Origin of the sequence: Acinetobacter sp. P1332 (genome assembly GCF_044057475.1) — a bacterium.
Taxonomy (GTDB): domain Bacteria; phylum Pseudomonadota; class Gammaproteobacteria; order Pseudomonadales; family Moraxellaceae; genus Acinetobacter; species Acinetobacter johnsonii.
Genome location: NZ_CP171157.1, coordinates 2,037,740 through 2,062,770, shown reverse-complemented (window position 1 = coordinate 2,062,770; position 25,031 = coordinate 2,037,740). Strand labels below are relative to the sequence as shown.

Sequence of the window (25,031 nt, the reverse complement as noted above, 5' to 3'; positions counted from 1 at the left end):
TATGAATACCGTTGTTAAAAATTCCTTAGATCAGGATCAAACAGTGAATCAAGAACACACTCAATTTACAAACCCAAATACGACCTCAGGTCAGCAGGGTACTTCTTTTGTGTCGCAGTTTGATACACAGACTTCTACTAAGAAAGATCAGGCACAAGGACAAGTCAAACTCAGCACTTCAGATGTACATGTTTACTATGGCGAAGCTGAAGCGATTAAAGGGATTGATCTGAATATCTACGAAAATGAAGTGATTGCATTTATTGGGCCATCAGGCTGTGGTAAATCGACCTTCTTACGTACTTTGAACCGTATGAACGACACCATTGATAGCTGTCGTGTGACGGGTAAAGTGATGTTGGATAATCAAGATATTTATGACCCAAACCTAGATGTGGTACTGCTTCGCGCTCAAGTAGGTATGGTATTCCAGAAACCAAACCCATTCCCAAAGTCAATTTTTGATAACGTGGCTTATGGCCCTAAACTCCATGGTTTGGCCCGTGATAAGTATGACTTAGAAGAAATTGTAGAAAACAGCTTACGTAAAGCGGGTCTTTGGGATGAAGTCAAAGACCGTTTAAACCAACCGGGCACAGGCTTGTCGGGTGGTCAGCAGCAGCGTTTATGTATTGCGCGTACCATTGCGGTAAGCCCAGAAGTGATTCTGATGGATGAGCCATGTTCAGCGCTTGACCCGATTGCAACAGCGAAAGTGGAAGAGCTTATTTCTGAGCTTTCAACGCAGTATACGATTGCGATTGTGACGCACTCAATGCAGCAGGCTGCACGTGTATCAGACCGTACCGCTTACTTCCATTTAGGTGACTTGATTGAAGTGAACTCAACCGAGAAAGTCTTCACTCAGCCAGATCATCAGCTAACTGAAGCTTATATTACAGGTCGTTTCGGTTAATACGCATAACTTGAAATATTTGAAAAAACAGAGCCTAAATGCTCTGTTTTTTTGTTATAAGCAGATATTAAGTCTGGTGACTAAAACAGCCATGATGATGGACATTGCGTATTAGCGTCACATTGAACAAAAGATGCGAAGATGTGCCGTCTGAGATATAGACTCATCTTGTAAATGATTAAATGTGAAAGGTAACGCATTACAGAATAAAACAAAAAATGGCTATTGAAAAAAAATGCCATTGACCTAATCTAGGTCATATACCGACGTATTATTTTAGAGAATATAATTTCTATGTTATTTCATTTACCGAAACTTCCCGCTGAAATTCGAATTACACATTTAAATGCGCGTATTAATGAACAACGTAAAAAAATTACGCAAACTACAGCATCTAAATTGGAGTTATTGCAACTGACTCAGCAGTTAGCGAAAGAGTCTCGTCACCGTAAAAAGGCTAATCAAAAAGTTTATATTCTAGATTTTAAAGGTGATACTGCGGCAACAGCGGTAGAAAGCTTACGTGAAGAAATCACCTTGATTTTAGCGACAGCCAAAGCAGGGCGTGATCGCGTTGTGGTGCGTTTAGAAAGCCCAGGCGGTATGGTACATGGTTATGGTTTGGCTGCTGCCCAATTGGTGCGTTTACGTGATGCAGGTTTCAATCTCACTATTTGTGTCGATAAAGTTGCAGCGAGTGGCGGTTATATGATGGCATGTATCGCCAATCAGATTATTGCTGCACCTTTTGCGGTTGTTGGTTCAATTGGTGTGGTCGCGCAAGTTCCTAACTTTAATCGTCTGCTAAAAGAACACAATATCGATTTTGAACTGTACACAGCAGGCCAATATAAACGTACAGTGACGATGTTTGGTGAAAATACAGCCGAAGGTAAGGCGAAGTTTGAAGAAGAGTTACAACAGACGCATGTGCTGTTTAAACACTTTGTTGAAAAATACCGTCCGCAACTCAATGTTGAAAAAGTTGCGACAGGTGAGCACTGGTATGGGAAAGATGCTTTAGATTTGAATTTGGTCGATCAGTTACAAACTTCAGATGCTTATTTACTTAATTTACTGACCGATCATGATGTTTATGTCATCTCAACGCGTAAGAAACCGACTTTAGGTGAGAAGTTGGGCTTACAAGCTGTGCAAATTGCAGATGCCTTGGTACCAGCAGTCATGAATAAAGTGATAGAAACCTTAACTAAAACCAATGCAAGTTTGGTGCAAATGCGTGATCCAAAACTTTAATATTTAGTTGGCCGATTCATTTCAAAAAGTCTGGTTCCGAAATATGCAAAAAGCAATTTTAGAACCAGACTTTTTTGTCTTAAGCCAAGTACGCTTTAATCATTTTCACTAGACGTTCAATCAGTTGATTCGCCTGTTCTTTGGTAATATTCAAGGTCGGCAGTAAACGCACCACAGAACCTGCAGTAACGTTAATAATAGTGTGGTATTCATCACGAGCGATGTTGACCAAGTCACCACATGCTTTTGGTAGCTCCACACCAATCATCAAACCAAAGCCACGTACAATCACATTTTGATCGGCAAGTTGCTTACGCAGTTGTTCTACGATGTAAGCGCCTTGTTCAGCCGCATTTTGAACGATGTTTTCTTTTTGCATAATGTCGATGATGGTATACACCACACGCGAACCCAATGTTGAACCGCTATACGTAGAACCGTGGTTACCCGCGGTCAATACGCCTACACCACGACCTTGAGTCATCACCGCACCAATGGGGAAACCATTACCTAAACCTTTGGCTGTGGTGAGTACATCAGGAATGATGTTGGTGTGTTGGTAGGCAAAGTATTCACCTGTACGGCCATTACCTGTTTGAACTTCATCCAGCATCATCAGCCAGTTGTGTTGATTACAGATTTGACGAATCTCTTCCAAATAGCTAAAGCCTTGCGGAGCAGTGTTGACACCACCTTCGCCCTGAATTGGCTCGACAAAAATTGCGACAATGTCTGGATGGTGAATTGCGGCTTCTTCAATGGCTTCAATGTCGCCGAATGGAACACGAATAAAACCTTCAACCAATGGGCCGAAGCCTTCTTGGACTTTTTTGTTGCCTGTTGCTGATAAAGTTGCCATGGTACGACCATGGAATGAGTGCTCTGCAACAATGATTTTTGGATTGGCAATGCCTTGCATGTAGCCAAATTTACGGGCAATTTTGATTGCACCCTCATTGGATTCTGCACCACTGTTTGAAAAGAATACTTCTTCCATGCCAGCAACTTCAGCAAGTTTTTGTGCTGCAGCCGTTTGCCAAGGCACTTCAAACAAGTTACTGGTATGAATGAGCGTTGCAGCTTGTTCTGCAATCGCTTCTGCAATGACAGGGTGTGCATGACCTAAACCACAAACTGCAATGCCCGTCAGTGCATCGAAGTATTCAGTACCATCTTCTGTGTACAGATAAGAGCCTCGACCTCGGACAAAGCTGATCGGCTGACGGCCAAATACTGGCATCAAATGAGAGGGTTGATCAGTTTGTACAGGAGCAAGGGTAATGTTATTCATGACTAACTCTTATCTGTTAGAGGGTAAGTGAAATCCAATATTAAGCAATTATGCTTGTAGTTTTAAAGCCTAAATCTAAATAAAAGTCGAAATATTGCTTTAGGCATACTGTTTTTCTACGTTTTGGGTATAATGCGGGTTAGATTAGTTGAGGATTGATCAATGACTGAACAAGCACGCGATACCGAAGCGTTAATTCGTGACCAAATTGCAAAACACGCTGTACTTCTTTATATGAAAGGCACCCCACAGTTTCCACAATGTGGTTTCTCTGCACGTGCTGTAGAAGCGCTTAGTCAAATTGGTCGTCCGTTTGCTTATGTGAATATTCTTGAAAATCCAGATATTCGTGCTTTGTTACCACAAATTGCAAACTGGCCTACATTCCCACAGTTATGGATCAACGGTGAGTTGATTGGTGGTAGTGACATTATTCTAGACATGTTCCAAAAAGGTGAATTACAACCTTTAGTTGAACAGCATAGTCCAGCACCTGAAGCTTAATCTTCAGTTGTAAAAAAAAGCGCCATTGAGGCGCTTTTTTTTGTTTGAGGGAAAGTGTTAATCCGCTGTAGTTACAGTGCTTACAGCTTCAGAAGTGTGTTCCGCTGCATTTTCAGTTGCAACAGTCTTCTTTTCAGCTTTTGCCTTTTTTTTGTCCTTCTTCTTTTTTTTCTTTTTCTTCGGCTCTTCTTCAAACTCAGCACCATCTTCAATGGCTTGCCAATAATCTAGCTGATCCATCACCGCCGCATAAATAGACTTCTTGGTATAGCGTCCTTTCTTGTCTAAAGTGCCGACTGGTCGAGCCATAAGTAGTTCAAGCGCTTGATCAATCGTATCTATAGCATGAATGTGGAACTGGCCATTTGAAACCGCTTCAATCACGTCTTTACGTAACATTAAATGTTGCATGTTTTGACGTGGAATAATCACACCTTGCTTACCAGTTAAACCTTGAAGTTTACATGCATCAAAGAAACCTTCAATTTTCGCATTGACACCACCAATCGGTTGAACTTGACCCAATTGGTTCATTGAGCCAGTAATCGCCCAAGACTGATCAATCGGTAGCTGACTAATTGCAGAGATTAAAGCGGAGAGTTCAGCAACTGTGGCGCTATCACCATCGACTTGACCATAGCTTTGTTCAAAGGCAAGCGCAGCAGAGAAGTGTAGGGTTTGCTCACGACCGAAATGTGCTTTTAAGAATGAGGACATCAGAAGCACACCTTTCGCATGCAGAGAGCCACCGAGCTCGACACTACGCTCAATATCTAGAATATCGCCGCCGCCTTGATACACAGAGGCTGTTAAACGTGACGGCAAGCCAAATTCAACATCTGCATAGTGAATGACCGAAAGCGCATTAATTTGACCGAGGCGGTGTCCACGCGTTTCGATGAGCTGTGTACCACGAGATAAATCCTGCCAATAGAGCTCACGTAAATAGCCTAAGCGATATTTACGATGATCTAGTGCCATATTAATGTGTTGATCCGAGACCATTTTATCACCTGATTGGAAGGCGTGATGATGCGCCTCACGAATCAAATCACCCAAAGTGAGGGCATGTAGAGATAAGGAGCTTTGGTCTTCGGCTTGACGGCTAGAGTCGGTCAAAAGTGCAGAAAGTGCAGATCGATCGAAAGGAAGCAGTTTGTCGGCCTGTACATAGTCTGCAATCAGTTGCATATAGGCTTGTTCATTTACTTCATTACGCTGCAACGTATCAGTAAAGTCGGCACGGATTTTAAAGACACTGCCAAGCTCAGGTTCTACTTCGAGTATTTCATAGTAAATTTCAGGCTCAGCCAATAAAACCACTTTCAAATTCAGTGGGATTGCCTCAGGTTCAATTGAGATACTTCCTGTCAGTGTTAGCATATGCTCAAGTGAAGAAAGTTTTAACTGGCCTGATTTTAAAGCACGTTTTAGACCTTGCCATGCATAAGGCTGTTCAAGCAGTTGTTCTGCTTCTAACATTAAAAAACCACCATTGGCTTTATGCAATGTCCCTGGGCGGATTAGGGTAAAGTCTGTAGTAATGGTGCCATGTTGAGTCAGTTGCTCTACATGGCCAAGTAAATTGTAGTGAGTGGGGAAGTCTTCAAAAATAACCGGTGCACCAGCATTGGATTTATGCGACACAATCACATTGGCTTGGTAGCGCGAAGGGATACGACTAAACAGGCCTGGGGTAAAGTCATCTTCTTCTTGTTCGAGTACCACCTCGACATTGTTAATAATGTCTTCAGCATAATATTTTAAATAGTCTTTTAAGCCCTCAACCTCAGCAAACTTAGTCAGTAACTGTTCGACTTTAGGCAATAAAACTTGCTTGGCAATATCGCGGTTCAACACTTGAACTTTATCGCGGGCATCTTCTTCCAAGTCGCCTAAATGCATGCCTAAACGTTCAAGTTTTTTATCCATGTGGCGTATATTGGCATTAATTTCAGAACGCTCTTTAGAGCTTAAAGCATTGATGTCGGCCTGCGTCATTTCCAATACTTTATCGTCTACATACTGGACAGGGATAAAGCAGTGCTCATCATTCCGAGAGACCAGTTTGAGGTCGAGTTCTTCGCCTTCTTGGGTCAATTCAATCAAGGCTTGTTGCTGAACGTCACCCGTTTGTTGGCGAATGGCTTCTATACGGTTGTGGTAGGTTTCAGCAGTAAAGCGGCGCTCGAGCTGCTTTAAAGTGGTTTGCCATGTTTGATGTAACATGGTTTGAAATTTTACTGCTTGACCCGCAGGCAACTCTAAAGCAATCGGTTGACGTGGGCTTTTAAAATTATAAACGTAAACCCAATCGTTCGGTGTCGGCATATTTTTGGCGTGTTGCTGGAGTAAACGCTTGACCATGGTGCGCTTGCCCAAACCAGCTGTCCCTACGGCAAAAATGTTATAGCCAGAATAAGGTAAGGAAATGCCTGCTTCAACTGAAGCACGTGCACGATCTTGCCCTAAAAAATTATTGAGCGGTTTAATACGACGCGTTGAGGCTGGAATCTTATCCAGAGCAGGGATATGCGTCAGTTGCTCTGCTTGAAGTTGTGTCTTTGCTAAGGTCGTTTGAATTTCGGGTTGGTCAAATGCTGAACTAAGGTTGTTTTCTGGATTTTCTTGACTATTTAATGCGGGCGGTACAGATAAAGAAGAGCTCATTTGATCGTGTTTTTGGGTCACTTTGAAATCCGAAACTAAAGATTGCGTTAGAAACTTAAAGGTATACAGGTTTAATGCAAAAGATCAAGCAAAGTCGCAGTGTTTGTCGACAAAAATAGAACATTGATTTTATAAATCAGGTTGAAACAAATTGTATTAAGGGTTTGAATAGCAGCATTGGTTTTAAGACAACAAAAACGTAATGACAACACAATCTTCAGGATGGAAATCCGCCTTTACTGCATTTTTAGATCGCCGTGCGTTGATCATGCTGTTTTTGGGTTTCTCAGCAGGTATCCCAATCCTGTTAATTTTCTCGAGCTTATCTTTATGGTTAGGTGAGGCAGGTATCGATAAGAGCGCTGTGACTTTTTTTAGTTGGGCTGCTCTGGGTTATTCATTCAAATTTGTTTGGGCCCCTTTGGTCGATGAATTACCTGTACCAGTGCTAACCAAATTATTGGGTCGTCGCCGTGCATGGCTATTGATCGCACAACTCTTAATTATCTGTGCCATTTCTATCATGGCTTTTTCAGATCCGTCTCTTGGTCAGAGTTATCTTTACCAAATGGCTGCGGGTGCGGTGCTTTTAGGTTTTTCTGCTGCGACACAAGATATTGTGATTGATGCCTATCGTATTGAGCTGGCAGAAACGCAAATGCAAACAGTGTTGGCTTCAACTTATAACGCTGGTTATCGCATCGGCATGATCGTTGCAGGTGCGGGTGCGTTATTTTTAGCGGCTTATTTGGGTACAGCCAAAGGTAACTATATTTATGAGGCGTGGAAGTGGACGTATTTGGCAATGGCGGCGGTCATGTTGGTCGGGATCGCAACCACTTTATGCATACGTGAGCCACAAGTTGATCGGGTACGTAAAGAATATAAACGAGTAGATTATTATCGTTTAGTGGCAGTTTTCTTTGTGTCTGTGGTGAGTTTTGTACTGAGCTATATTTATTCAGGCAACTTAACTGAAATGCTGATTCAGCTCTGGTCGATCAAAGATAGTTTTGCACTGTTTTGTTTTGAGGCTTTACGTTTTATTGGCTCTGGTGCTGTTGCATTTTTAGTGGGTTCAAGCCTAGTCAAAATGGGTGCTGTGAACAAACAAATGGCCTATGAAACATGGGTGAATCCTGTTGCAGACTTCTTTAAGCGTTATGGCGTGAAATTGGCGTTGGTATTGCTGTTGTTGATTGGATTTTACCGTATTTCCGACATTATTGCAGGTGTGATCTCCAATGTGTTTTATCAAGACTTAAACTTTACCAAAGAACAGATTGCTGAAGCGGTGAAAGTTTATGGGGTGATTTTTAGTTTGGTTGGTGGTTTTTTAGGAGGACTACTGGCGCAGCGTATGAACATCATGAAATTGATGTTTGTCGGAGCAATCTTGGCCAGTTCAACCAATCTCATCTTTATTGGCTTGGTCAAATCAGGACAACCTTTAAATGATGTTGTGATCAATGTCGGTGAGCAAAGTTTCAAAACTCAAGCGGATGAGACAGGTGCATGGACAATTAAGGTTCCTGTTAAGCAGCTTCAGGCAAATGAAAGTCTAACTGCAACGGCCAGTTTTCAAAATGATACTTCACAGCCTGTCTCGGTCACATTGCCTTATATCAGTCAAACGGGTGCATCTAGGGTATTGCTGTTGCTTCCGATCACGGCTGATAATGTGATTAATCAACGAGAGTCTGAAGGAAGCATCGTGGTAAGAGGTCAATACCTTGCTACACTGGCTGAAAACCAAAGTATTAAATTGAGCTTAGATGGTCAAAGCTTTGATACAAAGTTAGACAAAGAAGGTGTATTTAGTGCGGCAATCCCTGTGAAACAGCTCCTTGATTCAAACTCTAAAAAGCTGAATGCTGTATTGATGCAAAATGAGCGTGCGCAACAACACACTGCACTGAATTATCAGGTGGATCCTGCAGCTGAAAAATCTGCAACTCTAGATGTTGATCTTCAGCCAATCAACTTGAATAAAGCAGTTGATGGACAGTTAGAAGTTAAAGGGAAGGTGATTAAGGAATATAGTTCAAACTGGCTGTATTTTGCGATTATTGTCGATAACTTGGCATCAGGTTTAGCCGGTGCTGCATTTATTGCATTTCTATCAAGTTTGACCAGCGTATCTTTCACTGCTGTTCAGTATGCGATTTTTAGTTCATTGATGACGTTAACACCTAAAATTCTAGGTGGATATTCGGGGACAATTGTGTCCAATATTGGCTATCCAAATTTCTTCTTGCTGACCACACTCATTGGAATCCCAATTTTAATCTTAGTGGTCTGGGTGGCGAAACTTCTACGAGAGCATGCCGCTGAACAAAGTTAAAGCATCGACTTGTCTCGAATTAAAAAAGTAGCTCTTGTGGCTACTTTTTTATGGTTGAGGTTTGAAATATAGGACGGTTTTGCCTATATTGGTGGCTGAGAATAAATCATGAGGAAATTCCATGCGCATGCTACATACCATGCTACGTGTAGGCAATTTAGAACAATCTTTGGCGTTCTATACTGAAGTGCTTGGTATGACTTTACTTCGTAAGCGTGATTACGAAGAAGGTCGTTTTACTTTGGCATTTGTGGGTTATGGTGATGAAGAAAATCATACGGTTTTAGAGCTGACACATAACTGGGATACGGACAGTTATGAATTGGGCAATGCTTATGGTCATATTGCTATTGCGGTAGACGATGCATATAAAGCTTGTGAGGAAATCAAAGCGCGCGGTGGTAATGTCGTGCGTGAAGCTGGACCAATGAAGGGTGGTGTAACGGTTATTGCCTTTGTAGAAGATCCGGATGGTTATAAAATTGAACTGATTCAACAAGATAGTAATGCACGTAATAACTAAGCCGTTATTAGGTCATATGCAGTGTGTATGCACAGTATTAATTAAAAAAATATTGAACATATCCTGTAAAAGCTAGCTTTACTTATATAGCTCAGTAAGATGAATTTACCCAAAGGTAAATGAGTCACTGGGCTTTTTCATTTTCAGAGGAATGACAGGATGTTGGTATGTTGAAATTATTGGCACTCGATCGGTTTACGTTATTGCTATTTGTTATGGTGCTCTTAGCCAGCTTAGTCCCTGTTTCAGGCCAAGCCGCCAGTGTATTTGGTGTATTGACGACGGTCGCGATTGCTATATTATTCTTTTTGCATGGCGCTAAACTATCCCGTGAAGCGGTGATTCAGGGCATGATGCATTGGAAACTCCATGCTTTGGTTTTTGCATTTACCTTCATCCTTTTTCCCGTTTTAGGTTTGCTTGCTAAACCTGTATTGGTACCACTACTTGGGCAGGAGTTGTATTGGGGCTTTTTGTTTATGTGCTTTTTGCCATCGACAGTACAGTCTTCAATTGCGTTTACTTCGGTCGCGCAAGGCAATGTGGCTGGGGCGGTATGTAGTGCTTCATTCTCAAATTTGATTGGGATGTTTATTACCCCTGTGATGGTGGCTTTTTTTATTTTGGGGCAATCAGAGCATGGTTTTGATCCAACCTCGTCTATACTTCAAATTACCTTATTGCTGCTAGTTCCGTTTGTCCTTGGGCAGTTACTTCGACCATATGTATTTCCGTATATGCAGAAAATGCCAAGCATCGTCAAAGCATTCGATCAGGGTTCGATATTAATGGTGGTGTACGGTGCTTTCAGCAGTGCTGTGGTAGCGGGCCTATGGCAAGAGGTGAGTGTTGGTACGTTAATCCTATTGATTATTGTGTGTTCAGTCTTATTGACGATTATTATGTTGCTTGGGTTGTTTTTACCACGTTGGTTAGGCTTTAACCGTGCCGATCAGAAAACCATTTTTTTCTGTGGTTCAAAAAAGACTTTGGCTAGTGGTGTTCCAATGGCACAGATTCTTTTTATTGGACAACCTTTGGGGATGATTGTTTTACCGATTATGATTTTTCATCAAATCCAGCTGATGGTGTGTGGGATTATTGCTAACTATTGGGCCAAGCAATCTGAAATTGAAACGAAAGAATAATTGGCTATCTGATACTATATCTCGTATAATATTTGCCACTTGTTGTGCTTAGCTCTGACGGTATCCGTCTCGGTGGGCCAAAAGAATGGTCTGTTATGGTGTTGATCTGCAACTTAATTTAATTAAGTGGTCCTTTCCTCAATTTTGAGAGTGATCAATTGCGATGACAGCAAAACCTTCTTTAATTTTTATGGAGTAATCGACGATGCGCGCCGATATTCACCCAAAATACCAAACTTTAGTTGCTACATGTTCTTGCGGTAACGTAATCGAAACTCGTTCAGCACTTGGTAAAGAAACTGTTTACCTAGACGTATGTTCAGCTTGCCACCCATTCTACACTGGTAAGCAAAAGAACGTTGACACTGGCGGTCGTATCGACAAGTTCAAACAACGTTTTGCTGGCATGTCACGTTCTATCAAACGCGACTAATAGCAAAAGAAAAAAACGGGCATTTGCCCGTTTTTTTATGCCTATGATATTTGAATACAGAGTCATAGGGCTGCTAGTTAGACCATATAATAAAAGACCCCGTATAGGGGTCTTGAAATTTAGAGGTTAGTATCCAAGGTCAAAGCTTTACTGATCCTGCACATCAATCAGATGATCGAGTTTCTTTTGGAAATAATCGCCTTGAATGAAGCGGGCATCGACATTCCATGCATTGGCAAATGACGTCATATCATTCAGATCACGTAACATAATTTGAATGTTTTTCAATTGATGATATACCGCAACTTTTTCTTGCAACTCTTCCGTGTTGGCGTCGCTACTGAGCATGCGAGTTAAGTTTTCATGTAAGGTGAGATTGTTGATATCGAGCTGACGTAGAATAGATTCACTATAAATGCTATTACCAAAGTCACGAATCGAAACTTCAGCACCATATTGGCGAAGCTGGGCAATGTATTTTTGCGCTTCAGCAATGTTCTGGCTGATATCATCCTCAGAGAACTGAAGGGTAATTGGGTGACTTAACTTACTGCGTACAATGGTAATCAGTTTGGCGATAAATTCAGGGAAAGAGCGGTCATTCAACAGTACGGCTTTGTTTAAATTTACAATCAACTTTGCTTCAGGATACTGAGTGATAAAATTGTGTAGCTGTTTACACGACTCAACTAAAATCCAGCGGTCAAGTTTAATAGACAGTTCGTGGTCTTCACTTAACTCTTTGAGGCTCGATATATTTTTCCACGTATTACCATAAATAAAGCCACTAGTAACTTCATAGGTGTATAAATTAGTGTCTTCTTTGTCGTAAAGCTGTTGATATTTAAGATGAATCTCGCCACGCTCTAATGCAAGATGTAAGGCTTTAAGCACCGTAGGTTCATTTGCTGTTTTTTGAGTGTCTAAAGTATCGCTGACAGTAGGGTTGATCAACTCAATCACAGGCATGTCAATACTGGCTTTTTGCTCAATTTCGCAATCGTCTTGATTGGTCGGTAAAGCGGTTTTAAAGGCTGAGCACAATAAGTTTTCAAACTGATCTTGATTTGAAATTTCACCTTTCAATAAAGTATAGCCAATGCGCAAATTTACTGGATAGCTATTGTTTTCTACGGTAATGAGTTGTGGTTTGGTGAGCGCATTTAACGCAATCAGCTTAGATTCAAGTTTGGCCTGTGATTCTGCTTGGAATAAACCAACGATGGTTTGCCCACCCGCCTTAAACAGAGGAATATGAGTTTGTTCATTTAAAAAGCTGTAAATATTGTTAAAATAATCACGCGTGGTTGCCCAGTTGGCTTTAAAAATTTCATCTGGACAAGAGCTGAGTGCAAAGCTAACTAAGGCATTCAGATCAGAAGGTTGTTTGGTCATAGCACGGTTAATTTGTTGATACGTATTAGGTTGTATCGCATGATTTTCAGTGTTGACTGATGGAGCAGCAGAGCGTTCAGATTCGGCTTCAATCGTCAGTTGGAGCGCATCATCTTCAGGCGCAGTTAAAAACTCAACTTTTAAAGGATTGTGAGTTTGGGCATTGCTATTGAGAGTAGCAACTTCAAAAGCACCTAAATCAAACTGACCTTGTGAAATTTTCTTAAAACGGATTTTAAAATCGTTTACATCTTTCGGCTGGAGAATATCAAGCAAAGGTTGACCGATAATATCATCTTCAGAGCTTAAGCCGAACAGTTGTAAGTATTCAGCATTGGCTGAAACATGAATCCCTTCTTGAATTAAAGCAATGGCTTTATTACTTTCTTCAACTAAAGCCTGTGCTTGGTTTTGCGCTGTTTCAAGCTCATTCATGAGTTGTTGTTGGCTTTGCAATAAACGACTTAATGACAGTGCACGCAGTAGACCTAAGTAAAAGTTATCCGCTTCTTCTAAGTCCAAAATATCATAGACCCCTTTACGAATAAAACTTGCGTATTGGGTTGATTGATATTCATCGGGCTTTAATAAAATTAGTGGTAAATTGACTTGGTTAGAGTTGCGAATCAAAGTTAGTGCTTGTTCATACTTTAGGTCATAGGCGCGACCAAAAATTACCACGTCCCAAGGCAGATGAAGCTGTTTTTCAAAGTTTTGTAAGTCATCCAGTAAGGTGGCATGGACTTGATGATCGCTAGAAGTTAAAAGGTCACGAATTTGGTTATAACGGATCTGATTATCATCAATAATGAGTAAACGTGTTTCCGTACGTTTTAACTTTTTAGATAATAATGGATTTCTCACTTCAATGCTTCCCATAAATCGTGATTCTTAATAGCATTCATTTGCTTTTGAATAAAACTTTGAACCAATGGCTCTTGTTGGTCATTCAACAATTCATAATCAAAACGAATAAAACTTTGCGTAATTAAATGTGCTTTTACTAAATAAATTTTAAGATCTTCATCACCTAGGCGTAAGTGAATGGTTTGTTTTTCTCTGTACATATTCGAACCTGGCACAATGAGGCTGGTTTGTACTTCGTCTAGTTGGGACGTTTGTACCAATAATGCAGGCTGATAGTTCTGAGTAGTTCGGTCTGTTTTTACCATAACAGCACATGGGAAAAGATCTTGCGCTAAGATTTCTAAACCCAGTTCCAAGCTTTTCTCACTTGATTGTTTAATCCAGCGAATCACACCACCGCGCCATTGGCTATGTGCATTTTCTTGAACCAAAATAAACTCACCTGTTTTTAAATGCGCAGGTGTTGGTCCAGTCCAGCGAATACGGTAACCATTCACACTAATATCTAAAACTTCGGCAGGGTAGATTTGTTTCGACTCACGATCAATCATACGAGCAGAACTTGTTTCCACAGGAATATTACTGTTCATGGAGTTGATCAGGTGACTTTCATTTTGAAAGTTGTAGTTACCTTCTAGCTCTAAAGTTTCATTAAAGTTCTTGCCTTTAGACAAATAGAAATGTGCGACTGACAGGCCAAAACAAATTTGTAATTGGGCCGAGTATTCATATCGTTCATGCTTACGTTCAATATTATTGGTCAATAAGTTATGAATGTGAAAATGCAAAGCAGGGGTAAGGAAAATCTTCTCATCACGCGACAGTGGCTCAGCGCGTTTGGTTTGCATCTCCGAGAGATGATCAAGCAGAGCTTGTGTCGATATAAAAATATTCGGCTGAATATGACTATTTTTTTGAGAATTATAGGTCGGCGGGTAGTCTTTTGATGCATCGACAATATAGCGAGATAAGGTGGTTTCTTTAGGTAATATTTGAATCAGCTTAGCCCAATCAAAACTACACAAAAATAGTCCTTGAATTTCACCTGGACGGATTTGATGGGTATTAAAAATATCCAATAGAATGAGCTGCGCATAGGCTTGGCTAATATTGTTGAGCTGATGCTGCGTGCCTTGTATTTGATTAATGTTGGTCAAATAGAAGTTATTTTGGATAGCAGAATCTAAGAGCTGATGAGCTGCTAGCCACTGCCCCGGAATAGGAGAACTATAGAGCAAGTGTTGTTGGTACAACAACAGTGACAGTTGTTGTAAAGCATAATAACTCGATACGGTTCGAGCCGTTTGTAGGTTCTTTTTTTGATTAAAAGCAAATAGAGAAAACTTATTTTGAGTGATTTGCTGAGAAACACGTTTTGCAATGTCGATATAGACTTTAGCAAAATGACTACGCATTAATAAGGCAAGCTCAATAATATGGTCATTTCGGTCAGTGGTGATGAGGCCTTGATTAAAAAAATGTTTCTCTAAACTGGTAAGCACATTTTCCAAATTTGGATGCAGTACTTGAACTAAATCAAAGCGAAGTGTTTCGCTGACTTGAAGTTCGGAGACTTCAAGTAATGCTTGAAATAAGGAACGAGAAGAGTCACCCAATTGTAAAATGGATAAGTTTGCTAACCATTCTTGTAAGCCTTTGACTGTGCTTGGGCAAAAACTAAGCTTATCCAACTTTAATTCGGTTGGTTTTTGGAAGATATCTGAAGTACTCGTCGTCATCATCGTTATTATTTAACTCAAAAAGTTGAAACCCCGAAAAGTGGTGTCTTATTCTTTTCTCCCGCAATTTCTCTGACCAGCTTGGGAACCAGATAGCCGGGTAGATTCGCCAATAATCCTTGATACAGAGAATCAATGTCTTGCGAGTTTAAATCAAAATGGTGAGCCCCTTTTACTTTATCTAAAACATGTAAATAGTATGGCAATACACCTGCATCGAATAAACGGTAGCTCAAATCTGTCAAAATTTGAACGTGATCATTGACCCCTTTCAACAAAACCGCCTGATTGAAAACGGTGATTTTTTCTGCGACTAATTGCTGTAATTGACGGCAGGTAAAATCATCCAATTCCGATGCATGATTTGAGTGTACCACTAGAATAATGCGCAGCCTACTGTTTTTTAAGATGGAAATTAGCTCTTCATCGACACGGTTAGGCATTACGATAGGAACTCGTGAGTGAATTCTCAAAAATTTAAGTTGGGGAATACTTTCTAAACGTTCAATCCATAATTTTATTTTACGATTGGACAGCGTTAAGGGGTCTCCGCCACTCAAAATGACCTCATTAATGTCAGGTTGAGACTGAATATAGTGTTGAATATTGATCCAATCTTCTGACTTTGGTAGGTTCTCTTGATAGGGGAAATGTCGACGAAAACAGTAACGACAATGAACGGCACATGCCCCAGTCAGCGTCAGTAAAAAACGAGTTTTATATTTGTGCAAAACACCAGGTTGTTGGTTGGCTTGTTCCTCACCCAAAGGGTCAGTCACAAAGTCGGGATGTTCTTCCAGCTCAAGATGATGGGGCAGGACTTGAAGGAGTAAAGGATCAAGCGGATTACCTTTTTGCATTCTTGTCACAAAAGCACGGGGAACACGGAGTTTAAATTGGGTTGATGCAAGCAGTGCGCCTGACAGCAGTTGCTCAGGAGAAAGCTCTAGAATGTTAAGTAATTCTAAAGGGTCAGTAATTAAATCACTGAGTTGAGCTTGCCAATTTTGCTCTTGGTACAAATAATGAGTCATGCAATAAGGGGTCAAATACTAGGTCAAAAGAAAGTTAGGTTATCAAATCGGGTGATGTCGAAACGAGTTGTTCGGATGTGCGTGGTCTAAAAAGGCTTTTTCAATACACAAAAACACGCGGAACAGGGCTATTTTATCAAGATCTTCGGCTTATAGGCAGTGGATTTTCATTGCTTCATAACACCTTGCTCATTTACAATACGAGGCATCAAAAAAGATGCCCTATCTTTATGGCCCTGCTTTACAAAGCTTTGGTGTCTAAGATAAAGACATAAATATTTAAGTTAGTTAGTTTGGAGTGCGCCAGTCATGGCCTATTATTCTACGAATGATTTCAAGTCAGGCCTTAAGGTTATGCTTGATGGTAACCCATGTTCAATCATGGAAAATGAATATGTAAAGCCAGGTAAAGGTCAAGCATTTAACCGCGTAAAACTACGTAATTTACGTTCTGGTAAAGTTTTAGAAAAAACATTTAAGTCTGGTGATTCTTTAGAAGCGGCTGACATTGTAGAAGTGGAAATGGAATACTTGTACAACGACGGCGAAATGTGGAACTTCATGGATCCTGTATCATTTGAACAGATCGCTGCTGACAAAACAGCAATGGGCGATGCTGCAAAATGGTTAAAAGATGATTCAAATGAAAAATGTACTATTATGCTGTTCAATGGCGTGCCATTAACAGTAAACCCACCAAACTTCGTGGTTTTGAAAATTGTTGAAACTGATCCGGGTGTACGTGGTGATACTTCTGGCGGTGGTGGTAAACCTGCAAAATTGGAAACAGGTGCTGTAGTACGTGTTCCATTATTTGTACAGCAAGAAGAAAGCGTTCGTGTAGATACTCGTACTGGCGATTATTTAGAACGTGCATAATGGTTTAAAAATAGACTATTATCGGAAGGGATGATGAAAATCATCCCTTTTTTTATGCCAAAGTATTAGATCAAAACAAGGAGATGCAGAGTAAAGTCGCAAAGGAAAACAGCAGTACCTCGAATAATTAAAGACGCTGATTGAATGCAACAAATATGAGGGATTGAAATGGAATCTGTTCAGCCGAAGTCAACCCTGACTTCAAAAATCATCTGGCTACTGGTAGCCATCGTCGGTGCAGTCTCTTTTGGGATATTGGCACTGAGTCGTGGTGAGCATGTCAATGCCATCTGGCTCGTACTTGCTGCGGGCTGTATTTATAGTATTGCTTATCGCTTCTATAGTTTATTTATTGCAAATAAAGTTTTTGAGCTTGATGAACGTCGCTTAACTCCCGCGCATCGTTTAAATGATGGTCTGGACTATGTTCCAACCAACAAAAGTGTTCTATTTGGACATCACTTTGCAGCGATTGCAGGTGCAGGTCCATTAGTAGGGCCTATTTTAGCAGCGCAAATGGGCTATTTACCTGGCACGATTTGGTTACTTGTCGGTGTCGTGCTTGCAGGTGCAGTACAAGACTTTTTGGTGTTGTTTATTTCTACCCGTCGTGATGGACGTTCACTCGGTGAAATGGCAAAGCAAGAGCTTGGAACTTTTGCAGGGATTGTGGTTATGCTTGGTGCGTTGGGGGTAATGATTATTATCCTTGCAGTTTTGGCACTGGTCGTGGTCAAAGCACTTGCACACAGCCCGTGGGGCGTATTTAGTATTGCGGCAACGATTCCAATTGCGCTCTTTATGGGGATTTACATGCGTTTTATCCGCCCGGGTAAAATTGCAGAAGTATCTATTATTGGTTTCGTTTTGATGATGCTCGGTATTGTCTACGGTGAAAATATTGCACAGCATCCATATTGGGGTGCGTTCTTTACACTGTCGGGCACTCAGTTGACTTGGGCGCTGATTATTTATGGTTTCGTGGCTTCAGCACTACCTGTGTGGTTATTGCTTGCACCACGCGATTACTTATCAACCTTCCTAAAGATTGGTGTTATTGCAGGTTTGGCAGTCGGTATTATTTTCGCAATGCCAGAAATGAAGCTGCCAGCATTCACGCAATTTATTGATGGTACAGGCCCTGTGTTTGCAGGTTCAATGTTCCCATTCTTATTTATTACCATTGCCTGTGGCGCAATTTCAGGTTTCCACGCATTAGTGTCGTCTGGAACCACGCCGAAACTTGTGAACAATGAGCGTGATATTCGTATGATCGGATATGGCGGTATGCTCATGGAGTCATTTGTTGCAATCATGGCTCTGATCTGTGCCGCAGTGCTTGATCCAGGTGTGTATTTTGCGATTAACTCTCCAGCCGCTTTACTGGGTACAAGTGTAGACACCGCAGCTGAAGCTGTTCGTAACTTAGGTTTTGTTGTTACTCCAGAAACATTAACTTTACTGGCTCAAGAAGTGGGTGAAAGTACCATTCTTTCACGTACTGGCGGTGCGCCAACTTTTGCTATTGGTATGGCTCACATCATTACGGAAATTTTCAATAGCCGTGAAATGATGGCGTTTTGGTATCACTTTGCCATTTTATTCGAAGCACTTTTCATCTTAACAGCTGTTGATGCGGGTACGCGTGCATGTCGTTTCATGGTGCAAGACACAGTTGGGATTGTGATTCCTGCGGTGAAAAACTCACATAACTTTTTCGGAAACTTGTTGGGTACAGCAGTTGCGGTTTCAGGGTGGGGCTTCTTTGTTTACCAAGGTGTCGTCGATCCGCTCGGGGGCATCAATAGCTTATGGCCACTGTTTGGTGTGGGTAACCAAATGCTTGCGGCAATGGCATTGATCTTAGGTACGGTTATCCTCTTCAAAATGAAGAAAGAGAAATATGTATGGGTCACGATTGTCCCGACAGTATTCTTGTTGGTAACCTGTATGACCGCGGGCTGGCAGAAAATTTTCCACGAAAATCCAAAAATTGGTTTCTTGGCACAAGCTGAACGCTTTAACAATGCAATTGCAAACAATGAAATTTTAGCACCAGCAAAAACGGTTGCTGAAATGCAAACTGTTGCGATGTCGAATCAGATCAATGCTGCACTGTGTGGATTCTTTATGATTGTGGCGATCGTGATGCTCTTTGCTGCGATTAGAGTAATTCGTCGTGCATTGGCAAGCCCAGTTCCGACTGTGCATGAAGCAGAAGCCATTTATCGTGATCCTGAAGACATTCAGCCATCAAAAGCTGGACATTAAGGAGAGTCAGATGAATCTAAAATTTGCTAAAAGTGGAAAAACGATGATTTATAAAATCATTAAAATGACCGTGATGTCGCAGAAAGATTTGATTCTGAACCCTAAAAATTGGTCTCGAATTGCGACGCTGTGGCAACGTTTGCAGCAAAGTTTCCGCTTGATGGTGGGGGTGCCTGACTATCCAAACTATTTGGAGCATATGAAAAAGCACCATCCTGATTTAGAAGCGATGGATGCTAAAACTTTTTATCGTCATTGTGTGGATGCGCGTTATCCATCTGCAACGAATGGCATGAAAAAGTGCCCATGTTAATATAATTAATCAATTCAAAGACGGCACTTCGGTGCCGTTTTTTTTGTGAAAATACTCAATTACATGCGGTTGCTCGTGTTAGATTCGACAGTGTACTTTTTGCATGAAGCAAGTTGTTACATCACGGCTTAAATCATAACGCAACACGGAGTGTGAGGCATAAAAGGTTCATGTTGTATATTTGACAGCTTTTGATTGTTATAGTTCTTAAAATACTGGAATGTTTGCAAAGGGAAATTGAATGAAAATATATATTTATGGTGCTGGAAGCATTGGGTGTTATTTAGGCGGAAGGTTGGTTGCTGCAGGTAATGATGTTACTTTTATCACGCGTCCACGTATTCATGCAGAGCTTCCCAATGGGGCTTAGTCTTAACTGATTATTTAGGCAAAAAGATCAAACTTGCACCTCATCAACTCAAACTAACGACTGATCCTGCTCAGGTTGTGAATGCTGATGTTGTTTTTATTTGTGTGAAATCGGCAGCAACGGAACAAGTTGCGCATGAACTTAAAGAATATTTAGGAACTAAAATACCGCTGATCATCAGCTTTCATAATGGTTTAAGCAATGTCCCTATTTTAAAAAGGGTTTTGCAAGAGCAAATGATTTTAGAGGGAATGGTTCCTTTTAACGTCGCCACGCAAGAAGCTGGGCATTATCATCAAGGTACCTCTGGTGCATTAAGTGTTAAGCAATATCCGAATCAAAATTTGCTTGAGAATGCATTTCAAAAAGCAGGGTTAGAGATTGTTTTTGAAAAAGACATGCCGGCTGTGCAGTGGGCCAAGCTTTTACTTAATTTAAATAATTCAATCAATGTATTGTCAAAAAAACCGTTAAAGGAACAATTGTCGATTCATAAATATCGCCCATGTGTGGCAATGGCGCAGCAGGAAGCCTTAGCACTGCTTGATTATGCACAAATTAAACCTGCAAAGTTAACCGCAGTTCCGACCCATTTGATTCCAAAATTACTGAGTTTACCCAATCCATTATTTAAATTATTAAGTCGTAAAATGTTGGCAATCGATCCACTAGCCCGGTCGTCTATGCAAGATGATTTAATTGCAGGTCGCCCCACAGAGGTCGACTGGATTAATGGTGAGGTTTTAAAACTTGCAGAGCAATGTGGTAGACAGGCTCCAATCAATGCACGACTCATAGAATTGATTAAGCAAGCAGAGAAATCATCTCTATCATTTTCAATGAGCGCAGATGCTGTAAAAGATCAGTTGAAATCGGCATCGAAACAATAGCTTGAGGTGAGGTAAGTCATTCATACGCAAATCATTGAATATTTATAAGGATCATCTTTGAGTATGGTTGAAAAACCTGTATGTTAAACCTTGATTTATATTTTGATTGGGGAGAATAAGGTGCTTTGGGGAAAAGAGAAAACGGTAGAAACGTTGCAATATGACATGCTCGATGAATCACAGTTAAGTATTTTTTATCCAAAAATCCAAGAATTCCTCAATCAAGTTAATCAAATCGTTTTAGATAAAAATCAACAAACCCAATTAGCCTTATGCAGCCTTTTAGCTGGTGGGCATATCTTATTTGAAGACTTGCCTGGTTTAGGCAAAACCACATTGGCCAGTAGCTTGGCCCATTTGGCTGGTCTTCAATTTAAACGGATTCAGTTTACCAATGACATGCTGGCAAGCGATGTGATTGGGGTGAATATGTTTAACCAAAAAGAACATCTGTTTGAGTTTAAGCAAGGGCCAATTTTTACTCAAATTTTACTCGCAGATGAAATTAACCGCTGTAGTCCGAAAACGCAGAGTGCGCTCTTAGAGGCGATGGAAGAGGGTGTGGTGACAATCGATGCAAGTCGTTATGTACTACCGCAGCCTTTTTGGGTAATTGCAACGCAAAACCCACTTTTTCAAAGTGGAACTTATGCACTACCAGAGTCACAGCTCGACCGTTTTCTTATGCGTTTATCTTTGGGTTATCCATCCCGTCAGGCAGAAAAGGCTTTATTGCAGCAACAATCCCGTCATGACTTGATTCAGCAGTTGATGACTGTATTTTCTGAACAAGACATTCTTGCCTTACAAACTTTGGTGCCACAGATTTATTTGTCTGAGGAAGTCTTGGATTATATTTTAGATTTGGTGGCTGAGACTCGTAAAGGTCGACATGGGTTATCTACACGTGGCGTACTGGCTTTGAAGAAAGCAGCACAAGCCTATGCTCTGGTTAAAGCCCGTGCATTTGTTACACCCGATGATGTACAGGCTGTATTTGTCGCAGTGACCGCGCATCGTATTGGGCTGGGTGAAGCTGAAACTGAGCAGCTTATGAAGCAAGTCAAAGTTCACTAATAGGATAAGCTGACGCATGCTGTGGCAAAACTGGATCAATAAACGCTTTAAATTTAAGGCTGAAAAACAACTGACCCAAAAAGATGTACTGGTGTTTATTTATCAGCAAGGATATGTATATGTGGTGCTGATTTTAATCACCTTTATTGCTGGGGTGAATTATGCCAATAACTTAATTTTAGCGTTTTGTTTTTTAATCAGTGCCGTGCTGTGTATGAGTTTTTATTTGACCTTTAAACAGCTACATGGGTTAAGTGTTGATCTTGTATTGCCTGAAATAGGGCAGGTTGAGAGTGCATTGCAATTACAAATGCATTTCAAACAACAGCATTCACAGCCTCGATACCTTTGGCTCGCTTATGCTGATCATATAGAACAGTTGTTTATTCAAGATACCCATCAGGTGGTCGATTTAAATTTTTTTCCAAAAGAGCGCGGACAGTTTAGTTTTCCCGAGATTAAAATTTACTCGACTTATCCATTTGGTCTCGTTCGTGCATGGAGTTATTTTTTTATCCAAGCACCTGTGTGGATAGCGCCTAAAGCTAAGTCTTTAGCGGCAGAAAATAAACAGCAACAGCACGGTTTTGAACCGGACATGGATGAATTTCGAGAATTACGAAATTTTAAAGAGGGCGACTCTTTACAGGCGGTTTCATGGAAACAAGTGGCACAAGGACAAGGTTTATTTATTAAAGTCTTTGAGCAACATCAGGATCAACACAGTTTAGACATTCACTATGCACATATGCCGAGTCCTTCGCATGAAGAAAAGTTAAGCTTGATGATGGGCTTGGTTGAACAATGTGAGCAGTTGCAGTATGCCTATGCACTGTATTTCCCCCATACTGAACTAGCCAAAGGGATAGGACGAGAACAATACCTTCAAGCCAAATTACTTTTGGCGCAGGCATAGCGAGAACAGTATGCATTCTTCTATTCGTATTGCCATTGTACTGACACTAAGTTTGATTTGGATCACACAACTAAGTTTTAGTCCTGTGCTATTGAGTGTCATTTTCGCCATTTGTATCGGCTGTCTATGGTATTTCATGAAATCCACGGGCAACCATTTCCCGAAATGGGCAATTTACATTTTGACCCTTGTTGTTCTAGCGGTCACTTTTTGGAGCTATCAAAGCTTTTTAGGGGTAGAAGCGGGCGTAGCTGTTTTAAGCATCTTTCTCTTTGCGAAAGCCTTAGAAACAAAAACGCAGCGTGATGTGATCATTTTGTTTAACTTTGCTTTATTTGTTGCGGCGAGTATGTTTTTATATAGTCAGTCATTTATGACGGCTGCCATGGTTTTGCTGTGTTTATTGAGTTGTTTGTTGGGGCTGTATCGAGTGCAAACCCATGCTTTTGCATCTGAAAACTCGAATCGTATGGCATTAAGGCAAGATGCAAAACACGTCATTAAATTTGTAGGTCTCGCACTGCCTTTTTTTGTGCTGCTGTTTATCTTTTTTCCGCGTTTACCCCCACTTTGGCATATTCCCATTCCTGAAAATAAAGCAGTGACAGGCATGAGTGACAGTATGTCACCTGGAGATATTGCGCAATTATCCCAGTCCAGTCATTTGGCTTTTCGTATTATTGGTGATGTCACTCAGCTCCCAAATCGTTCAGAGCTTTATTGGCGCGCGATGGTCTTAGATCAATATGATGGGCAAAAGTGGACCAGTAGTTTTATTAATCAACAAAGTATTTCGGATGATACATTAACGCAAATCTCTACATCCAAAAAATGGAACTATCAATATTTACCCGCTGATGTCGCGATTCCGTGGATTATGGCATTGGAATATTCACAACCCTTAGAGCGACGTTATCAGCTACGTCAGGATTGGAGTATTCAGGCTTATCGTCAAGTGCAGCGTGTGGAACCTATTGCATTGCAATGGATGGGAAATGTTCAATTTTCCCAAAGTGAATTATCTAAGATACAACGAAGCATAAACTTAAAAGCGCCTGAGCACATGGACTTGAAAGCGCAGCAATTGGCACAACAGCTGCTTAAGCAAAGTAACGAGAACCCGAAACGTTATATCCAAAATGTTTTGCAATGGTATCGCAACAATGGTTTTAGCTATACCTTGCAACCAGGTTTGTTGGGGCAGCATCGTATTGATGAATTTTTGTTTCAATCCAAACAAGGTTTTTGTGAACATTATGCTTCTAGCTTCGTGATGCTGATGCGTTATGCAGGAATTCCAGCACGTATTGTGGTTGGGTATCAAGGTGGTCAGCCTTCACCAAATGCAAAAAGTTGGGAAGTTCGACAGTTAGATGCGCATGCATGGACGGAAGTCTTTGTGGATGGGCGCTGGAAACGCTATGACCCAACAGCCATGATTGCACCGCAGCGTATTGAACAGGGTATGCAAGATTTAATGAGCCAAGATGCCAGTGTTTGGGGTGAGAGTAGTCGATGGAATGTACAGCGCTATTCGGTATTAAACAAAATCCGCATTTGGAGTGACTATGCAAGTTACCAATGGCAAAGTAAGGTGGTTGGCTATAATGCAGAGGCTCAACGAGGTTGGTTGCAGAAGCTAGGACTCCAATCCACTTATTCATTGGTATTGCTGATTATTATTAGCATTGGTGGGTTAGTTTTACTGTACTGGTGGGTTATATTTTGCCGTAAACGTGCTCAAACTTCTGAATATGACATTGTCATTCAATCTTTTTCTCGAAGCTTAACAACTGAGCAGCGTAAACAAGATGCCGAAACGGTAAACAAATGGTTGTTGCGTTTAGCTCAAGACGTTAAACCTGAACAGCAAGTTTTATTTAAGCAGGCGGCTGATTATTATCAGCAAATGCGTTATTCCAATAGGTTGAATTCAAAAAATATTCAACAATTTAAACGAGTGCTTAAAACTTGTGCATCTGCTTTAAAAAACAAGAAATAGCGCTTGTCATACTTTTTAAAAGTGAATATTATGCTTTTACTTCAGGTGTATAGCTCAGTTGGTTAGAGCGCTACGTTGACATCGTAGAGGTCTCCAGTTCGAGTCTGGATATACCTACCAAGATATACAAAGGGTTTACAAGCAATTTCAACGACTTGTAGGCCCTTTTTTTATGGTTTGAATTTTGTTGTT

18 protein-coding genes, 1 tRNA gene and 1 pseudogene are annotated in these 25,031 nt (G+C 40.9%); 15 read left to right on the top strand and 5 right to left on the bottom strand.

What is annotated here, in order from left to right; all coding sequences use genetic code 11:
* The first annotated feature begins 1 nt into the window (after position 1).
* Together pstB and sohB are read left to right on the top strand one after the other, a co-directional pair.
* Positions 2 to 916 carry a phosphate ABC transporter ATP-binding protein PstB gene (pstB, locus tag ACFN7Z_RS10080; RefSeq protein ID WP_058952073.1) on the top strand — a complete coding sequence of 305 codons (915 nt, stop codon included), beginning with the start codon at positions 2 to 4 and terminating at the stop codon, positions 914 to 916.
* A gap of 294 nt (positions 917 to 1,210) precedes the next feature.
* Positions 1,211 to 2,173 carry a protease SohB gene (gene sohB, locus ACFN7Z_RS10075; protein WP_058952072.1) on the top strand — a complete coding sequence of 321 codons (963 nt, stop codon included), beginning with the start codon at positions 1,211 to 1,213 and terminating at the stop codon, positions 2,171 to 2,173.
* 79 nt (positions 2,174 to 2,252) lie between these two features.
* Here the strand turns inward: sohB and ACFN7Z_RS10070 are convergent, their stop codons facing one another.
* On the bottom strand, positions 2,253 to 3,464 hold the full coding sequence (locus ACFN7Z_RS10070) for an aspartate aminotransferase family protein (RefSeq protein ID WP_395441703.1): 1,212 nt from the start codon (positions 3,462 to 3,464) through the stop codon (positions 2,253 to 2,255).
* A gap of 162 nt (positions 3,465 to 3,626) precedes the next feature.
* On the opposite strand from ACFN7Z_RS10070, the gene grxD reads away from it, so the two are divergent.
* Positions 3,627 to 3,968, top strand: a complete 342-nt coding sequence (gene grxD / locus ACFN7Z_RS10065) for a Grx4 family monothiol glutaredoxin (protein WP_004693588.1) — start codon at positions 3,627 to 3,629, stop codon at positions 3,966 to 3,968.
* Positions 3,969 to 4,025: 57 nt separating this feature from the next.
* Here grxD and ACFN7Z_RS10060 read toward each other — a convergent pair whose 3' ends face one another.
* Positions 4,026 to 6,659 carry a Lon protease family protein gene (locus ACFN7Z_RS10060; RefSeq protein ID WP_010326464.1) on the bottom strand — a complete coding sequence of 878 codons (2,634 nt, stop codon included), beginning with the start codon at positions 6,657 to 6,659 and terminating at the stop codon, positions 4,026 to 4,028.
* Positions 6,660 to 6,840: 181 nt separating this feature from the next.
* Here ACFN7Z_RS10060 and ACFN7Z_RS10055 point away from each other — a divergent pair, with 181 nt between their 5' ends.
* From ACFN7Z_RS10055 to rpmE, 4 genes are all read left to right on the top strand, one after another.
* Positions 6,841 to 8,982: an AmpG family muropeptide MFS transporter gene (locus tag ACFN7Z_RS10055; protein WP_010326465.1), complete on the top strand. Its 2,142-nt coding sequence runs from the start codon at positions 6,841 to 6,843 to the stop codon at positions 8,980 to 8,982.
* A 121-nt stretch (positions 8,983 to 9,103) separates the two neighbouring features.
* Entirely contained in the window at positions 9,104 to 9,505 is a 402-nt protein-coding gene (gene gloA, locus ACFN7Z_RS10050) for a lactoylglutathione lyase (RefSeq protein WP_010326466.1), read from the top strand.
* Between the two features lie 167 nt (positions 9,506 to 9,672).
* The gene (locus ACFN7Z_RS10045; RefSeq protein ID WP_010326467.1) at positions 9,673 to 10,653 is read left to right on the top strand and encodes a bile acid:sodium symporter family protein; all 981 of its coding nucleotides are present in this window, start codon (positions 9,673 to 9,675) and stop codon (positions 10,651 to 10,653) included.
* A 205-nt stretch (positions 10,654 to 10,858) separates the two neighbouring features.
* The gene (gene rpmE / locus ACFN7Z_RS10040) at positions 10,859 to 11,086 is read left to right on the top strand and encodes a 50S ribosomal protein L31 (protein WP_004693579.1); all 228 of its coding nucleotides are present in this window, start codon (positions 10,859 to 10,861) and stop codon (positions 11,084 to 11,086) included.
* 147 nt (positions 11,087 to 11,233) lie between these two features.
* Here the strand turns inward: rpmE and ACFN7Z_RS10035 are convergent, their stop codons facing one another.
* From ACFN7Z_RS10035 to epmB, 3 genes are read right to left on the bottom strand one after another with little or no spacing between them, the layout of a single operon-like run.
* Complete coding sequence (locus ACFN7Z_RS10035; protein ID WP_058952069.1) at positions 11,234 to 13,360, bottom strand: EAL domain-containing protein; 2,127 nt, start codon at positions 13,358 to 13,360, stop codon at positions 11,234 to 11,236.
* Positions 13,342 to 15,087 (bottom strand): hypothetical protein, encoded by a 1,746-nt coding sequence (locus tag ACFN7Z_RS10030; RefSeq protein WP_029574994.1) that lies wholly within the window; start codon positions 15,085 to 15,087, stop codon positions 13,342 to 13,344. Before ACFN7Z_RS10030 ends, ACFN7Z_RS10035 begins: the two co-directional genes overlap by 19 nt.
* 17 nt (positions 15,088 to 15,104) lie before the next feature.
* A complete protein-coding gene (epmB, locus tag ACFN7Z_RS10025) occupies positions 15,105 to 16,121 on the bottom strand; it encodes an EF-P beta-lysylation protein EpmB (protein ID WP_010326469.1) in 1,017 nt (338 codons plus the stop codon).
* Positions 16,122 to 16,430: 309 nt separating this feature from the next.
* Here epmB and efp point away from each other — a divergent pair, with 309 nt between their 5' ends.
* The 8 genes and pseudogenes from efp (at position 16,431) to ACFN7Z_RS09985 (ending at position 24,959) form a co-directional block, all read left to right on the top strand.
* Positions 16,431 to 17,000 carry an elongation factor P gene (efp, locus tag ACFN7Z_RS10020; RefSeq protein ID WP_004693574.1) on the top strand — a complete coding sequence of 190 codons (570 nt, stop codon included), beginning with the start codon at positions 16,431 to 16,433 and terminating at the stop codon, positions 16,998 to 17,000.
* 168 nt (positions 17,001 to 17,168) lie between these two features.
* Positions 17,169 to 19,271, top strand: coding sequence for a carbon starvation CstA family protein (locus tag ACFN7Z_RS10015; protein WP_010326470.1), 2,103 nt, complete (start codon positions 17,169 to 17,171; stop codon positions 19,269 to 19,271).
* Positions 19,272 to 19,281: 10 nt separating this feature from the next.
* Positions 19,282 to 19,584, top strand: a complete 303-nt coding sequence (locus tag ACFN7Z_RS10010) for a YbdD/YjiX family protein (protein WP_004693572.1) — start codon at positions 19,282 to 19,284, stop codon at positions 19,582 to 19,584.
* Positions 19,585 to 19,825: 241 nt separating this feature from the next.
* Positions 19,826 to 20,844: pseudogene (locus ACFN7Z_RS10005) on the top strand (2-dehydropantoate 2-reductase).
* A 120-nt stretch (positions 20,845 to 20,964) separates the two neighbouring features.
* Positions 20,965 to 21,921 carry a MoxR family ATPase gene (locus ACFN7Z_RS10000; RefSeq protein ID WP_010326473.1) on the top strand — a complete coding sequence of 319 codons (957 nt, stop codon included), beginning with the start codon at positions 20,965 to 20,967 and terminating at the stop codon, positions 21,919 to 21,921.
* 16 nt (positions 21,922 to 21,937) lie between these two features.
* The gene (locus ACFN7Z_RS09995) at positions 21,938 to 22,837 is read left to right on the top strand and encodes a DUF58 domain-containing protein (protein WP_010326474.1); all 900 of its coding nucleotides are present in this window, start codon (positions 21,938 to 21,940) and stop codon (positions 22,835 to 22,837) included.
* Positions 22,838 to 22,847: 10 nt separating this feature from the next.
* Positions 22,848 to 24,839, top strand: a complete 1,992-nt coding sequence (locus tag ACFN7Z_RS09990; protein WP_010326475.1) for a DUF3488 and transglutaminase-like domain-containing protein — start codon at positions 22,848 to 22,850, stop codon at positions 24,837 to 24,839.
* Positions 24,840 to 24,882: 43 nt separating this feature from the next.
* Positions 24,883 to 24,959 (top strand) — tRNA-Val (locus ACFN7Z_RS09985).
* Positions 24,960 to 25,031 lie beyond the last annotated feature (72 nt).

What these genes read in the sequence shown, in the direction of transcription:
- sohB (WP_058952072.1), top strand. Translation starts at nt 1,211, where the DNA reads ATGTTATTTCATTTACCGAAACTTCCCGCTGAAATTCGAATTACACAT.
- ACFN7Z_RS10030 (WP_029574994.1), bottom strand. Translation starts at nt 15,087, where the DNA reads ATGACGACGAGTACTTCAGATATCTTCCAAAAACCAACCGAATTAAAG.
- ACFN7Z_RS10015 (WP_010326470.1), top strand. Translation starts at nt 17,169, where the DNA reads ATGGAATCTGTTCAGCCGAAGTCAACCCTGACTTCAAAAATCATCTGG.
- ACFN7Z_RS10070 (WP_395441703.1), bottom strand. Translation starts at nt 3,464, where the DNA reads ATGAATAACATTACCCTTGCTCCTGTACAAACTGATCAACCCTCTCAT.
- efp (WP_004693574.1), top strand. Translation starts at nt 16,431, where the DNA reads ATGGCCTATTATTCTACGAATGATTTCAAGTCAGGCCTTAAGGTTATG.
- ACFN7Z_RS10055 (WP_010326465.1), top strand. Translation starts at nt 6,841, where the DNA reads ATGACAACACAATCTTCAGGATGGAAATCCGCCTTTACTGCATTTTTA.
- rpmE (WP_004693579.1), top strand. Translation starts at nt 10,859, where the DNA reads ATGCGCGCCGATATTCACCCAAAATACCAAACTTTAGTTGCTACATGT.
- ACFN7Z_RS10010 (WP_004693572.1), top strand. Translation starts at nt 19,282, where the DNA reads ATGAATCTAAAATTTGCTAAAAGTGGAAAAACGATGATTTATAAAATC.
- epmB (WP_010326469.1), bottom strand. Translation starts at nt 16,121, where the DNA reads ATGACTCATTATTTGTACCAAGAGCAAAATTGGCAAGCTCAACTCAGT.
- gloA (WP_010326466.1), top strand. Translation starts at nt 9,104, where the DNA reads ATGCGCATGCTACATACCATGCTACGTGTAGGCAATTTAGAACAATCT.
- ACFN7Z_RS10035 (WP_058952069.1), bottom strand. Translation starts at nt 13,360, where the DNA reads ATGGGAAGCATTGAAGTGAGAAATCCATTATTATCTAAAAAGTTAAAA.
- grxD (WP_004693588.1), top strand. Translation starts at nt 3,627, where the DNA reads ATGACTGAACAAGCACGCGATACCGAAGCGTTAATTCGTGACCAAATT.
- ACFN7Z_RS09995 (WP_010326474.1), top strand. Translation starts at nt 21,938, where the DNA reads ATGCTGTGGCAAAACTGGATCAATAAACGCTTTAAATTTAAGGCTGAA.
- pstB (WP_058952073.1), top strand. Translation starts at nt 2, where the DNA reads ATGAATACCGTTGTTAAAAATTCCTTAGATCAGGATCAAACAGTGAAT.
- ACFN7Z_RS10045 (WP_010326467.1), top strand. Translation starts at nt 9,673, where the DNA reads ATGTTGAAATTATTGGCACTCGATCGGTTTACGTTATTGCTATTTGTT.
- ACFN7Z_RS09990 (WP_010326475.1), top strand. Translation starts at nt 22,848, where the DNA reads ATGCATTCTTCTATTCGTATTGCCATTGTACTGACACTAAGTTTGATT.